19 protein-coding genes are annotated in these 13917 nt (G+C 45.8%); 1 reads left to right on the top strand and 18 read right to left on the bottom strand.

What is annotated here, in order from left to right; genetic code table 11:
* The 14 genes from RSJ42_RS01635 to RSJ42_RS01570 form a co-directional block, all read right to left on the bottom strand.
* Complete coding sequence (locus RSJ42_RS01635; protein ID WP_410509005.1) at positions 1–708, bottom strand: 30S ribosomal protein S4e; 708 nt, start codon at positions 706–708, stop codon at positions 1–3.
* A gap of 13 nt (positions 709–721) precedes the next feature.
* Positions 722–1072, bottom strand: coding sequence for a 50S ribosomal protein L24 (rplX, locus tag RSJ42_RS01630; protein WP_410509004.1), 351 nt, complete (start codon positions 1070–1072; stop codon positions 722–724).
* A 10-nt stretch (positions 1073–1082) separates the two neighbouring features.
* The gene (gene rpl14p / locus RSJ42_RS01625; RefSeq protein WP_410509003.1) at positions 1083–1481 is read right to left on the bottom strand and encodes a 50S ribosomal protein L14; all 399 of its coding nucleotides are present in this window, start codon (positions 1479–1481) and stop codon (positions 1083–1085) included.
* Positions 1478–1807 (bottom strand): 30S ribosomal protein S17, encoded by a 330-nt coding sequence (locus tag RSJ42_RS01620; protein ID WP_410509002.1) that lies wholly within the window; start codon positions 1805–1807, stop codon positions 1478–1480. The genes rpl14p and RSJ42_RS01620 overlap by 4 nt, the downstream gene beginning before the upstream one ends.
* 4 nt (positions 1808–1811) lie before the next feature.
* Complete coding sequence (rnp1, locus tag RSJ42_RS01615; protein ID WP_410509001.1) at positions 1812–2144, bottom strand: ribonuclease P protein component 1; 333 nt, start codon at positions 2142–2144, stop codon at positions 1812–1814.
* A complete protein-coding gene (gene rpmC, locus RSJ42_RS01610; RefSeq protein WP_410509000.1) occupies positions 2134–2337 on the bottom strand; it encodes a 50S ribosomal protein L29 in 204 nt (67 codons plus the stop codon). The genes rnp1 and rpmC overlap by 11 nt, the downstream gene beginning before the upstream one ends.
* On the bottom strand, positions 2337–3293 hold the full coding sequence (locus tag RSJ42_RS01605) for a 30S ribosomal protein S3 (protein WP_410508999.1): 957 nt from the start codon (positions 3291–3293) through the stop codon (positions 2337–2339). Before RSJ42_RS01605 ends, rpmC begins: the two co-directional genes overlap by 1 nt.
* Positions 3294–3749: a 50S ribosomal protein L22 gene (locus RSJ42_RS01600; protein WP_410508998.1), complete on the bottom strand. Its 456-nt coding sequence runs from the start codon at positions 3747–3749 to the stop codon at positions 3294–3296.
* Between the two features lie 11 nt (positions 3750–3760).
* Positions 3761–4171, bottom strand: coding sequence for a 30S ribosomal protein S19 (locus RSJ42_RS01595; RefSeq protein WP_410508997.1), 411 nt, complete (start codon positions 4169–4171; stop codon positions 3761–3763).
* A gap of 15 nt (positions 4172–4186) precedes the next feature.
* Positions 4187–4903, bottom strand: a complete 717-nt coding sequence (locus tag RSJ42_RS01590; RefSeq protein ID WP_410508996.1) for a 50S ribosomal protein L2 — start codon at positions 4901–4903, stop codon at positions 4187–4189.
* A gap of 10 nt (positions 4904–4913) precedes the next feature.
* A complete protein-coding gene (locus tag RSJ42_RS01585; protein ID WP_410508995.1) occupies positions 4914–5162 on the bottom strand; it encodes a 50S ribosomal protein L23 in 249 nt (82 codons plus the stop codon).
* The gene (gene rpl4p / locus RSJ42_RS01580) at positions 5159–5920 is read right to left on the bottom strand and encodes a 50S ribosomal protein L4 (RefSeq protein WP_410508994.1); all 762 of its coding nucleotides are present in this window, start codon (positions 5918–5920) and stop codon (positions 5159–5161) included. Before rpl4p ends, RSJ42_RS01585 begins: the two co-directional genes overlap by 4 nt.
* A gap of 6 nt (positions 5921–5926) precedes the next feature.
* Positions 5927–6940, bottom strand: a complete 1014-nt coding sequence (rpl3p, locus tag RSJ42_RS01575; protein WP_410508993.1) for a 50S ribosomal protein L3 — start codon at positions 6938–6940, stop codon at positions 5927–5929.
* Positions 6941–7475: 535 nt separating this feature from the next.
* The gene (locus RSJ42_RS01570) at positions 7476–7619 is read right to left on the bottom strand and encodes a hypothetical protein (protein WP_410508992.1); all 144 of its coding nucleotides are present in this window, start codon (positions 7617–7619) and stop codon (positions 7476–7478) included.
* Between the two features lie 1114 nt (positions 7620–8733).
* Between RSJ42_RS01570 and RSJ42_RS01565 the strand changes: the two genes are divergently transcribed.
* On the top strand, positions 8734–9252 hold the full coding sequence (locus RSJ42_RS01565) for a VanZ family protein (RefSeq protein ID WP_410508991.1): 519 nt from the start codon (positions 8734–8736) through the stop codon (positions 9250–9252).
* Positions 9253–9329: 77 nt separating this feature from the next.
* Here RSJ42_RS01565 and RSJ42_RS01560 read toward each other — a convergent pair whose 3' ends face one another.
* The 4 genes from RSJ42_RS01560 to RSJ42_RS01545 form a co-directional block, all read right to left on the bottom strand.
* A complete protein-coding gene (locus tag RSJ42_RS01560; RefSeq protein ID WP_410508990.1) occupies positions 9330–9929 on the bottom strand; it encodes an indolepyruvate oxidoreductase subunit beta in 600 nt (199 codons plus the stop codon).
* Complete coding sequence (iorA, locus tag RSJ42_RS01555; RefSeq protein WP_410508989.1) at positions 9926–11728, bottom strand: indolepyruvate ferredoxin oxidoreductase subunit alpha; 1803 nt, start codon at positions 11726–11728, stop codon at positions 9926–9928. Before iorA ends, RSJ42_RS01560 begins: the two co-directional genes overlap by 4 nt.
* A 360-nt stretch (positions 11729–12088) precedes the next feature.
* Positions 12089–13510 (bottom strand): ATP-binding protein, encoded by a 1422-nt coding sequence (locus RSJ42_RS01550; protein WP_410508988.1) that lies wholly within the window; start codon positions 13508–13510, stop codon positions 12089–12091.
* A gap of 133 nt (positions 13511–13643) precedes the next feature.
* Positions 13644–13913: a type II toxin-antitoxin system RelE family toxin gene (locus tag RSJ42_RS01545; RefSeq protein ID WP_410508987.1), complete on the bottom strand. Its 270-nt coding sequence runs from the start codon at positions 13911–13913 to the stop codon at positions 13644–13646.
* Positions 13914–13917 lie beyond the last annotated feature (4 nt).

The raw sequence follows: 13917 nt of genomic DNA, 5'->3' as shown, positions 1-13917 counted from the left end.
TTACTCAAGCATCTCACCGCCCAGCCTGATTTCCGGTTTGTCCTCACCGATAACGATTACATAATCTTCGATTGTTTCGAAGTCGGGCTCTCCGGAGATCTTTACTGTGTTGTGCCTGGAACTCTTAACTTCCTTGATTTCCAGAATCTTTCCGGTTTCGCCTGAGTGCTGTCCGCCTATAACCATTGCAAGGTTGCCGACCTCAAACTTCAGGTGTTTGACTATCTGCTTGTCAGGAATGGAAAGGATCAAAGAGTCTTTTGTCCCGTACTCATTGGACCCAAGGATATTGGTTCCGTCGTTGAGGTTAAGCTGGACTTTTCCTCCTCTGAGGGTTGCCTTGTTGTTGATCCTGCACAGCTTGCTTACGTTGGTCTCGTTAAGCTTGTAGAGGACAAGACGCCCTTTTTCATCCTGGAGCACCCTGTATGCTTCATTTACGACCGGAAGTGTAATTACGTCAAAGAGTCCTACCGGGAACCTGAGGTCCTTCCTTGGAATTCCGTCAACAAGGACCTTTCCTTCGGCGAGAATCCTTTTACCTTCCCTGTTGTTGTCAACAAGTTTGAGAATGTCCCTGATGATGAGTCCGAGCGGAAGACTGCGTGACCGGCTGTGAGGCCCAGGGACAGTTGTGGAGATCCACTTATTGCCTTTTTTCCCGACCTTCCAGCTTTTAGGAACTGATAATCTTTTCTGGTGTGTCACAAAATCACCTGCCTCACTTCTTAATGCTTGACGCTCTGCGCCCGTCTTTCGTTTCCAGTTTTGTGATCATGACATTGGAAGGATTAATGGGCCTCGGGACTTCGGTGCCGTCCACTTTTGTGGAAATGACTCCGTCCACTGCGATAGTACCGTCCATAAGGGATACGGACTGGACTTTTCCTTCAGTGCCCTTAAAGTCTCCGCGCATGACCTTTACTGTATCGCCTTTGATAACTGCAGCACTTCTTGTGCCGTATTCTTTGGCAAGTGCTTCACTGAGTCTTGCACCCATGAATTTCTGCCTGATATGGAGAGGTGCAGTGTATCTTGCCTTTCTCTGTTTCCTTGGCTGTTTGGATACCATTGCATTCACCTCAGACAATAATGGATGCGGTTGTCCCGATCTTCGGGTACCTTTCGGCAACTTCCCTTGCAACAGGGCCTTTAATGTCAGTGCCTTTCGGGATTCCTTCTTCGTCCGTAATTACCATTGCATTGTCTTCAAATGAGACATGCAGGCCGTCAGGACGGCGGAACTCCTGCTTCTGGCGGACAACGACTGCGAGAAGAACCTGTTTCCTCATTTCGGGTGTGCCTTTCTTTACGGACACTACGCACATGTCTCCAATTCCTGCGCAGGGCATTCTGTTCTTGACGCCTCTGTACTTTTTGACAGAGATGATCTCGACTACTTTTGCCCCTGTGTTGTCCACGCAGGCAATCTGGGCACCTGCATTGAGTGCTCTTGGGATGTTTGAGCGTATGCCTTTCATTTCGGCACCTCTGCTTTGACGACAACAAAGGATTTGGTTTTGCTTATAGGTCTGCATTCTGCGATAGTAACAATGTCACCAACTTTTGCGGAAATGCAGGCCGGGTTATGTGCATGAATCTTCGAGCGTCTCTTTTCATATCTCTGATATTTCGACACCAATTTCATGTATTGCCTTTCGATGACTACCGTATTGTCCATTTTGCTGCTGACCACGGTACCCACAAGGATCTGTCCTCTTACCGGGAGTGTTCCGTGGAAGGGACAGTATGCATCGTCACATTCCTCTGATGGCGCCGGTATATTTAATCCAATATCTCTTGCCATGAATTTAGCCCCATTTACGTAGCTTCTTAATGTTCTTGATCCGATTTTCGGGTTGTGAGAGCAGCAGGTTTCCCTGAATTTTAACGAATGTATCGGATCTGCGGCCTTTTTCTGAGAGCTCGGCAGGGATCCGGAAGATGAATTCCGAATCCGCCTTGGGAATCTTGAGTTCACGGGACTCTGAGTTTTCTACAACAAGCATATTTTTCGTCTCGTTGATTACTCTGCCCCGGATTCCGATTAATGATGGATTAGTGGAGTTGCTCACCTTAATTTCGAGCCCTATCAGTTCATGAAAGATAAGATTCGAAGGCAGAATTTCCACTTTAGATCTCATTTAGCTCGTGCTGAATTGTCTTTATGCGGGCGATCGTTCTCCTGATTTCTCCGATCCTGCCAGGGTTTTCCGGAGCTCCACCAGCTGAGGTGAGGGCTCTTTCCCTTACAAGTTCGTTACTCAGGTTTTCGAGTTCGTCAGCCCGTTCTTCAAGTGACATAGTCCGGATTTCGCTGGTCCTGAGAATTGCCATTATTCCTTAGCCTCCTTGTGGACTCTTGCCATTGGGTGCCAGTAATCATAGCTCTCATGCTTGTGCTGCCAGACGCCGTTGACCTGCCTGCGGACTTCTTCTGAGCCCTCGACATAGATAAGTTCAGCTTCCTCAAAGTCTTCGGATGACTCAACCTGAGCTTCTTCAGCTTCTTCAGGCTCTGCAACTTCAGCTTCTTCTACGGGTTCAGGTGCAGGTGCTGCTGCAGGAGCAGGAGCTGCTGCAGGAGCTTTTGTCTTTGCTTCCTTTTTGGGAGCTGCTGCAGGTTTCTCAGCCGGTTTCTCGGCAGGCTTTTCAGCCGGTTTCTCGGCAGGCTTTTCAGCCGGTTCTTCAACTTCAACGGATTCCCTGACTTTGTATGAGTCGGGCAGGATAACGCCAGGCTGAATGATCCTGACTTTGCAGCCAAGGGTTCCGAGCTTTTTAATTGCTACTGCAAACCCTTCGTCCACGACTTCCTCTACAGGGTGTCCGGAGTGCTTTATGTACCCGTCAACAAACTTTTCCACTCTTGACCTTGCCCCGGTAAGCTTTCCGGAGATTACGACTTCACAGCCAAGTGCGCCTGCGTTCATGACTGCCCTGAGGGTGTTGTGACCGGCTTTTCTGAAGTACCAGCCCCTCTCAATGGAAGCTGCAAGCCTTGATGCCATCATCTGGGCATTAAGTTCAGGCTTTTTGACTTCCTGAGCGTCAATCTGCGGGTTTTCGAGGTTGTATTTGGTTGCAACGTCACGGGTAAGTTTTCTAATGACCTTCCCGGCTTTCCCAATTACCATTCCCGGCTTTTCGGAGTAGATAATAATCTGAGTGCCCATGGGGGTCCTGTTAAGCTCCATACCGCCGTATCCAGCCCTGTTGAGCTGTTCTGCAAAGTATTCGTCCATGGAGGCTTTAACATACCCGTCATTGACGAACTTTCTCTCTATTGCCATTTAGCGCACCTCGGAGAGGATCATCTCGATATTTACAGTTTCCGTGTCTTTAGGCGATGCCCTTCCTCTGGCTCTTGGCATGAACCCATGAATCACTCTTCCGCGCTGAATAGCAGCATGGGTGATATACATGTTTGCGGGTTCAAGGCCCTTGTACTCGGCATTGCTCTCTGCGTTTTTAAGGACCTTCAGGATCTCTTTTGAAGCGCTGATAGGATATCTTCCTGCAGCCATTGGGCCTTTCCTGTGACCGGCCCCTTCGCTGTGTCTCTTGAAGGGAACTGCCTGTTTCATGGCAATTACGTCTTCGAGGAACTTCCTTGCTTCAGAGGCTTTCATACCCTTAATCTTGCAGCAGACTTCACGGGACTTCTTGGGAGAAATGTGAAGTTCGGAACCCATTGCTTTAGAGGTATTTTCAGGGTCTGCATTGATTGAATAGTTGATTCTTGCCATTCCCTTTCACCTCATTTCAGCGGTACGAACTTGCTTGAACGGGTTGCTCCCACACCTGCACTGCCGTGGTTAACTTTTGATCTTGTAGGTGCGAATTCTCCGAAGCGGTGCCCGATCATTTCAGGCTGGAGCTCTACATTTACAAACTCTTTCCCGTTGTGGATTTCGATAGCTGTTCCGATCATTTCAGGAAGGATGATCATGTCCCTGTGGTGAGTCCTGACTTTCTTTCCTTCTTTGAACTCATGCAGGACTTTTTTCTGCCCTTCGGTAAACCCGCGTTTGATGCTCCTGCGCTCTCTGGAAGGCAGAAGTTCTGCAAACTCTTCAAGGCTCAGCTCCTGAAGTTCTGAGACGGTCTTCCCGCGGTAGGTATACTCACCCTTTCTCTTTGGTAACCTTGATGATGCTTTTTTTGCCATAACGAATACACCTCATCAGCGCTTCATTCCGGTCCTTCTTGCTGCAATCAGTCCGACCTTTCTTCCGGGCGGGGCATTCCTGCTAACCGTGGTTGGCTTACCCGGGTGTTTCCAGGCACCTCCACCGAACGGGTGGTCACGAGGGTTCATGGCAATACCTGAAGCCCTCGGATACTTTGCAGCCCTTGTTTTCAGTTTGTGGTATTTCTTCCCGGCTTTGAGCCATGGTCTGTCAACTCTGCCTCCGCCAGCAACAATACCGACAACTGCCCTGCATTTGGGGTTAAGCCACTTTATGTTACCTGAGGGCATAGCCACTGCAGTCCTGGTCGGTTCGTGGGTTACAACGGTTGCATATACTCCGGAGGAACGGACAAATTTGCCGCCGTCGTTTGGCTTGGATTCGATGTTGCAGATGAAGAAACCTTCAGGCACATTTCCTATAGGTACAATGTTCCCTGGCTTTACTTCGGCGTCGTCTCCGCATTCAATAGTGTTCCCTACTGCAACGCCTTCGGAAGCAAGGAGGAAAAGTTCTTCTCCGTTTTCAAAGGCAACTTTTGCTATAGGGGCAGAACGGGCAGGGTCGTGCTCGATGTTAATTACTTCTCCCTGAATGGAGGTATTTTCATCCACACGCGGGTGCCTGAGATCTGCCTTGTATTTGTGAGAAGGAGCTCTGTAGGTTGGAGTACCTCTACCCCTGTTCTGTGATATTAGTCTTTTACCCATGGATCACACCTCACATAAGTCCTATCCGGGTTGCAATCTCATGTGCCGCTTCAGGTTCTTCAAAGGCAAGGACTGCTTTTTTTGTACCCTTCATTGTGGTCATGGTCCGCACGGATCTTACTTTGAACCCGTACATCTTCTCAACATCTTCTACGATCTGCTTTTTATTTGACCTGGTGTCAACGATGAACTGGAGCTTGTTTTCGTCAAGCAGCATCATCGCTTTTTCAGTAACAAATGGATAATTGATAGAACTCATTGGAATGCGCCCTCCAGTTTTCCAATTGCAGACTCTGTCCAGACAGTAAGACGACCTGCATGAGTACCCGGTGCGAGCAGTTCGGCATTCAGTGAGTCTACTGTTACGACGTCAATCCCTGACAGGTTTCTTGCAGCCTTCAGGATAGGTGAGTCTTCTCCTGCAACAATCAGGACACTCTTTTTGTGCTTGTATTTCCTGCCTCTGAGCTTTCCGCGGCCGGCTCTGATGTGCCTTCCGTATTTTGCCCTGAGCACGTCTTCATAAAGACCTGCAGCCTCAAGGAACTCAATTACCTGTTTTGTCCTTTCAAGGTTTTCAAGGTCATTTACTGCAACAATCGGGAGTTCGGATTCAAAGATATGCCCTCTCAGGCTTACGAGAGTTGGGTCCCTTGTTGCTGCAATTGCAGAGCGGATTGCATAGCGGCGCTCTTTTGTGTTGACTTTCTCGCTCCTGTCAGTTTCCGGCTTTGGCGGGTGAGCCCTTCTTCCGCCTTTTGCATGCGGGACTCTTGCAGCCCTGCTGCTGTTTTTGAGCCTCGGGACATGGGATACGCCTCTTCCTGAACCCCAGCCTGTTGCCGATGTCTCCATACCTGCATAAAGGCGGGGACCATAGGGCTGAAGCCTGTTTGCCTGGGCTGCGAGCACTGCCTTTTTAATGAGGTCAGGGCGGTAGTCTACATCAAACACTGCAGGGAGTTCGATTTCCCCTACAGCTCTTCCTGTAAGGTCTATGGTTTTTGCTGTAGCCATCTTAGATTACCCCTGCTTGGATTCCCTGCTTATGTACAGGATGTTCGGTTCGCCAAGGTCGGCTTTCTTTGCCCTGATAGGGTCTCTGAGCCTGATAAGCCTCTTGGAGGGGCCCGGGACACTGCCTTTAATCAGGATATAGTCGCCGCGGACAAGACCGTAGTTAATAAACCCGCCTTCAGGAGTTATTTCTTCCCCGTCGGATCCGATCTTGAGGATGCGCTTGTTGAACTCGGTCCTCTGGTGGTATCCTGTCTGACCCATCTGCGGGACTCTCCAGGAGACACGGGACGGGTTGAAAGAACCAAGGGTACCTATCTGCCTGAGGCTTCCCTGCCTGGAGTGCTTGCCTTTCTGCAGCTGAATACCCCAGCGCTTTACAGGGCCCTGAGTACCTTTACCAATGGTAATTGCGGCTGTGTCAACAACGGTTCCGTTCTTGAAAACATCGTTAACGTTTACAAGGGTGCCGAGGATTGACTTTGCGTACTCGAACTTGGTGCCAAGGTCTTTTGCACTGATTCCGGATTCCATGATGTCCGGCACCTTTTTGGGCACACCGGTAAGGCTCTTTGGAAGGGTGTAGACAACTGCCTTAACATCGCTTACTCTGCCTTCTTCGATCATTTTACCGATATTTTCAAGACCTTCAGCCTGGTTGCTTGCTGCAGGAATTGGGATCCTGCGTTTGAGTTCAGGGTCAAGGTCTCCTGCCCATACCTCAGCGATTGCCTTTTCCCCGGTGCTGTCTTCTGCATAAGCCCTGACGGCTGCGACCCTTATTGAAGGAGTTTCGATTACGGTCACAGGCACTGAGATTTCCATACCCTGGGTAAGGCTGTTCTTTATATCATCAACCATGATCACGTGGGTCATACCCACCTTATAACCTGCAAAACTCTGCAGCTTTGGCTCGCCCGTAGCCTCCGGCCAGGCTCTGAACCTCGGAATGTGGCTCTTGGCCCTCTTGCGCGGACTGAATGCGAGGGAACCTCGTTTTGGTCGGTGTATGCTTGCCATATTTCTACTCCGTAAACTTCAATTGAAAACCAGTCCCTCCGGTCGGAGCAGCAAAAGTGGCAAAAGAGAAATGCTCTGGATTCCCCGAACGCTACCAGGTGGGGGAGGGATGTCATCAGACCTGCCGGCATAAAGCCTCGAGCAGACCGGAGTTCTATACTCCTGGTACCCTACATTCCTTCAGGCATCTGCAGATATTCGTTCCCTCTTTCTTCCTGCCTCCGCAGGAAACCTATTGTTTGAGGGACCGACCTTACGATCCTGGCAGACCCAAATCCAGGCACTCGGCCCTGATTTGAAACATATAGCAATCTGATTTTGAAACTTCAGTATTCAGTCCTGATCTCTAACTCAGTTAACCTGATTGAAACTTCACTATTCAGCAACTGCAACCGCAACTCATCGAAAACCTGAAACAGTTTCGTGCGATTTTAGACGCCTCAGGGGCGCCAAAAGCGGGCGTTTCAAAGCATTGGCCCTTTGACACTAATGTTGATCCGACTTTTCTCACCGGTTTATATTCAATGCAGGAAATTCAACCGCAAAAGCGATAGAACCCCTTACTTCCGGAGATTTCCGGGAGTTTAGCATTAAGCATCACATTGATCTGATTAAACGCTTCAAGCACGAAAATGCCTGAAACTTCACATCTCTGATGTACTTTGCCTTTAAAGGGCATATCTATTATATAAAGCCTTTGCAGGGAAGAAGGAAATATAAAAAAGAAGAATCAATAGTGGGAAGTTGAACTTGAAGGATGCATGAGTGTGAAGTGGTCTATACGGGTGTAAAGTGTTCTATATAATACATTCAGGACAACAGAAGTTTTTGTTTATAACCTTAAAAAGGGCAGCTTATAGAGTCAAAACCTGACTTGAAGTTATTTTCCTCTTCAAGATCTTTTGCGATATTGAGATTCAAATAATGCACTTCCTGGATTCATACTATGATACTTATTCTCAGCAAGTTTCCAGTCGAATACATAGAATCTGACTAATGTCCGCATTAGTATTGAAATAAACCATTTTTTTCTAAAATGCCCTTAAACAGGAATTGTAAGTATTTCTCTGGGTCCTCCCAATTCCTGGGAGAATTAGAATTTGTTTAAATAAGTTTCGGAATGAATGCGAGAAAGCATTTCATTCATTTCATATAAAGGGCATTTTAATGCATTATCTGCCGCAACTACAGCTAGATTTTTAAATAATTTATAGTAATCCGACTGAATTAAGGAATGTTTTGTTAAAGGGAATTGTTAGGCCTCATTGAGGCGATTATTTTAACGTCATATATGGAATTGTATTCGAATAAATATGAAGGATGGTTCTTAACAAAGGAAGATTTTTAACATATTCGCACTTTTTAAAATTTATTTGAATTAAAGAAAAGCTGAATAAGGAATTATTAAACAAAAAAATTAGTTTTTAAAAGATATATACTGTATTAGAAAAATAACATAAAAGTTAAAATCAATAGTTCCTGGATATTGATATGAGAATTTTTATGATATATCTTATTATAAACAAGCCTCGGTATAGCAAAAATAGAAAAAATGATCGAGAACATTGATCAAAAAAGAGGTACAAATTTAAAGCTTTAATTTACCCAAAGCTTTAATTTACCCTAATTTCTTAGAATGTTTCTAATATGTAATCTCCACCAGTAACTAGAGAGATTAATTTGTAAGGAAAAAAAGTTCTTTAAATAAATAGGAACTACAATTTAGTTTTATTTTAAATCATTCATAAAACAAAGGCTTAAATTCTGTACTTGTCATAAAGTTCAGAGATAGAATGCTAAAAATTGAAAAATCTCGTTTTTTTATTGTAATTACGGTTTTATATGCAATTATGGTTTTTTACCTGTCAGTCAGCTCCGGAGTCGGAGATATCAAACACTTTCTCAAAATGGATCTTGGCTACCCTCTTAGAAACTTCCTCGTTGCAAACGATCTATCATCCATATCGGAATTTATGATTGAATGCCTTCACGCTGTCCAGGACGCATCCCTGGATCCGGGGCATATTGGAATATATTTCGGATTTGGAGTTCTGCTGTATATTGTATTCTTAACTTCAAAAAATCCGGCACTTGTAAGATATTCGGCAATCTGTGCAGTATTCATCGGAACTGCTTACGGCATATTAAACGAAATATTCCAGAGTTTTCTACCATACCGGACCGCAAGTGTGGCAGATGCCGTTTCAAATCTTATAGGAGTTGTGCTTGCACAGATTTTCGTGATTCTATTTGTACTTGCATTAAAAGTAATACAGGATAAGAAAAAGAGCATTGAAGGTCCAACAGATTAAAAACAGAAATAAAAAGGTAAAAAACTGAAAAATAGAAAAAAATAGCAACTTAACTAGATATAAGAAAAAGGAAAGCTTTAGCTTTCCTCTACTTTTCTCCTTCCCATTTCAAATGCCCTGACATTAGTTTCAATTGTCTTCTGAGGCACAAGTGCCTTTACACTTTCAATCAAAGCCTCTTTAGAAATAGGCAGGTAGCCGGAAACTGCCCCGACCATTGCCACATTCATTGCAAGCCTGCTCCCGGCTTCATGAGCAAGTTCATCCGCATTAAAGGCTTTAACTATGTATTTTTCAGAAAGGGCATCAAGGATTTCCCGGACATCAGGGTACTTTGCAAGGCCTGAGGTAACAGTAACAGGGGCTATTGGCTGCGTATTCACTATAATTACCCCGCCATCCTTCAGGAAATCAAGATACCTGACAGCCTCCATTGGCTCAAGGGCAAGCATAATATCCGCACCTTTTTTAGGGATCATTGACCCGAGGTCAGTCCCCAGCCTTATATGGTTTACAACCGAGCCTCCGCGCTGTGCCATGCCGTGAGTCTCTGCTGCACGGATAGGAAGCCCTGAGATGACTGCAGCTTTTCCGATGATATCAGATGCAAGGATTGCCCCCTGCCCGCCGACTCCTGTGATAAGGAGGTCGAGTTTCTTCTCCCCCACATTGCTCATCTCTTCACCTCCTTAATAGCTTCAAACCTGCATATCTGCATACAGACTCCGCATCCGCTGCATATAGCAGTAATCACAGCACACTTATTTTCTTCATCAAACTCAATTGCCGGGCAGCCGAATTTAACACATTGCTTGCAGCCTTCGCATGTTTCAGGATCAACGATATACGGGACCTTTCTGACCCCTGCCCTCTTGCCTGATATCACGCAGGGCTGTTTTGCAATAACCACTGCTGTTCCTTCAAAGTCTTTTGCAGCCTTAAAAGCTTCCTGGGTCTCTTCAAGCCTGTATGGGTCAACTACAGTAACAAACCCTGCGCCCATTGCTTTGCAGAGTTCGGAAAGCGAAACCTCTACTGTAGGCTCTCCGGTAACCGTAAAGCCGACTCCCGGATTTGGCTGATGGCCTGTCATGGCTGTAATCCGGTTGTCAAGAATGGTTACCGTGATATTTGCCTTATTAAAAACCGCATTTAGTAATGAATTCATGCCTGTGTGGAAAAAGGTCGAGTCCCCGATAGAACAGCAGATCGGGCGCTTTTCTCCTGCATGGTAAAGCCCCGACGCAATGCTTATGCTTGAGCCCATACAGAGCGTGGTCTCAACAGTCCCGCTCTGGATTCCAAGAGTATAGCAGCCAATGTCACTCGGGTAAATGGCATCCTTTCCGAAAACTTTTTTCATGGAATAAAAGGTAGCCCTGTGAGAACAGCCTGCACAGAGAGCTGGCGGGCGCGGAGCAAGTTCAAGGGGAATTTTTCCGGAATCAGGCTCGATGTCCAGGTCAAAAGCTTTCTTCAGGGCATCAAGGAAAGCATTTACGTCCAGCTCTCCTTCGCGAGAAACAAAACCTCCTTCTTTTCCAAGGACAGCGACTTCAAGCCCGGCTTCCTGGGCAAGTATTCTTACCTGTTCTTCTACGATTGGTTCGAGCTCTTCAAAAATAAGAACTGTATCAACCGTGCTCAAAAGTTCCAGGATAAGCTTTCTCGGGACAGGATAGGTTCCTATTTTCAGGAAAGAAGCTTCAAGTTCTAGTTCCTGCAGGGCTTCTTTTGCATAAACGGATGCAATGCCTGCACCAATTACTCCAAGCCTTGCTCCGGACTTGAGTTCAAGGGAATTCCACGGGGACTCCGCAAGCGCGTCTTCCATCGGCTGCTGGATAGAAAGGATATGGGTGTGGCGCGGGCGGGCATTCTTGGGCAGCATAACCCAGCGGTCGAGAAGTTTTTCGAAGTGTGGAGCTGCTTTTTCTACAGGAATTTCTCCGAGTTCGATATCGGATTTACCGTGCGAGATCCGGGTTGTGGGCCTGAAAATCACAGGGATTTCGAACTTTTCCGAAAATTCAAAAGCATAGGGAAGCATATCTTTGGCTTCCTGAGGGGTTGAAGGGTCAAAACAGGGAACAAGGGCAAACTGGGCGTAACGCCTGGTGTCCTGCTCATTCTGGGATGAGTGGCAGGAAGGGTCATCAGCAACGATTGCTATTAGCCCGCCTTTTGTGCCTGCGTAAGCAAGGGTCATAAAAGGGTCGGCTGCAACATTTAACCCGACGTGCTTCATTGTCACGACAGACCTGACGCCTGTCCAGGCAGCTCCGACAGCAACTTCCATTGCAACCTTTTCGTTAACCGACCATTCTATGTGATAATCACGGTCTTCTCGGGAAGCAAGCGTGTCTATAATTTCCGAGGAAGGGGTACCGGGGTAGCCTGCAATAACCTGCACGCCTCCTTCAAGAAGCCCACGGGCAATAGCTACGTTTCCAAGCATATACTCACGCGTTTTCATAATCAAGATCTCCACATGTCAAACAAAAGTGAAATTCCAGTAACAGTTCAAATTTAATTTTCTGTTAATCAGCATTAGTAAATCAGAAGACTGGAAAGGACAGCTCAGGTAAACAAACCTGCTGTCTGCAAACTAAGCAAAACTTTTGCATTATCAAATAACATGATCAATAATATACTTTCGGATAATTGCCCGGAAATTGTTTGGAATCAATCTGGTTTCACTTTATAAAAGCAAGAAGAACGAGAAGATGAAGTAACTTTTACCATCGTATAATGACCCCTTAATGATCCCTTCGGACCTTATCATGCTTAAAAAAAATAGATTAAGCTTCTTGACAGACAGAGGACGACAGCATATTCATTCCATATCAGTAGAAATATCTTCCAGGTCAAAGGCAATTGCCCCATTCTCCTTTAACTCTGCCTTATTTTCGATCTTTTTTGCAACAACAGCAAAATATTCTTTCCTCTCTCCGATATGCCACTGTACGAATTTTGACCTGTCCTTCAGATCTCTCAATACTTTCCTTGAATTCTTACCTGTAAGAGTCTGCCATTTACACTCAACGAAAAGGATCTCCTTAGAGCCCTCATTCATTGCGACGAGATCGATCTCATACGTATTTTCATTTTTTGGCTTTCCTGGAACCTTACCCCACTGCCGTCCTATTCTCTCAAAAACAAAAGGCGTTTTGCCAGCAGCATTAAGGTCTATCAGGTGCTGTTTGGTTATTTCTTCAAAGACGTGGCCGAGATAATGGTCATATGAGCTGGAGATCTGTGAAATGATGGCACCCCTGTTTATTTCCAGCATGGATCTTGTTGGAAATACATAGGTATACCAGAATTTCATGAAATTATCTGAGAGAGCGTAGGTGGAACCGGTTTTTATTTCCCGGCTCTTTTTGAGAGTAACAGGCCATTCTCTGGAGAGGAATCCAAGTCCTATGAGAACACGAAGGTATTTAGGGACATTGTGGACGTGTATACCGGTCTCGTCTGCGATCTCAGATACCCGGTTCTTTCCCCTTGATATCGCCTCAAGAATCAGTTCATAAGTGGTTGGTTCCCTTAACTCTTCTTTAAGCAGGAAGGTGGCCTCATCATAAAAAAAAGTGGCCCTCTGTAATATATTCTTATTGACGTTATCAATGAACGGGAGGTTCTGGTCGAATTTGTTAAGGTAGGCAGGCACCCCGCCAAGGCATCCATATATCCTTACTATTTCCTCTGCATCCTTTTGAGGAAAGAAATGCCTGACATGCCTGAACTTCAGAGGCTCGACCTTGATCTGCCCGTTCCTTCTGCCATATAGTGGTGACCTGTAGCCGAGCACCTCATTTTCCATCATGCCTATGCTTGACCCGAGAAGGATCAGCATAACGTTTGCATCCTTGAGATACAGGTCCCATGCTGCCTGAAATGCCGACATCGCTGCACTGCTGCCTTCTATAAGATATGGAACCTCATCTATTATAATAACAGGCTTGCCTTCTATCTGCTGAACAATGAATTTGAGGGCTGCGTCCCATTTCGTTACCTTCGGCTGGTATGTCCCAAGCTGTTCGGTTGTCTTTTCCAGAAAATCATCTACCTGGTGTTCAAGATTCAGTTTCTGGGAAAGGTAATATACTGAAGGTTTTCCGGATGCAAATCTCAGGACAAGCTCGGTTTTGCCAACTCTCCTCCGCCCATAGATCACAACAAGTGATGAAGAATCCCGTGAATACTCGGATTCAAGGAATTCAAGCTCTTCAGATCGGTTGACGAATAGACTCATAATACTTAGGATTATGAGTCTAATAATTAAGAGTTTCTATCTGACCTTCAGGTAACTATCAAAACAATGGTTCACTCAGGATAAGCCGCTTCCGTGAAAACGATGTCTGCCAGAAAACTGCCGTGAAAAAGGATTAGCGAGAATAAGCAGTATCGTGGTGTGAAAAACTAACAAGAGTTACGGACTTCTCTTGTTCATCTACACTAAAGATAAGAACAAAACTTTTCAGGACATGCACCCTGCGCATTCCATGGAGGTCATTTCTCAAAGGTTTATAGTGAGAAGGATTTTCACAGATCTCCTGGATTTTCTTACTTAAAGAGTTTTTTAATGATGAATTATTCTTACATATTTTATCGATCTCTTTTTTACAGGACGGGAGTATAAAAAGATCATATGGCATCTGA

Source organism: Methanosarcina hadiensis, assembly GCF_046529725.1.
GTDB lineage: Archaea > Halobacteriota > Methanosarcinia > Methanosarcinales > Methanosarcinaceae > Methanosarcina > Methanosarcina hadiensis.
The sequence above is the reverse complement of the archived record's forward strand: the minus strand, read 5'-3'. Positions and strand labels throughout refer to the sequence as shown.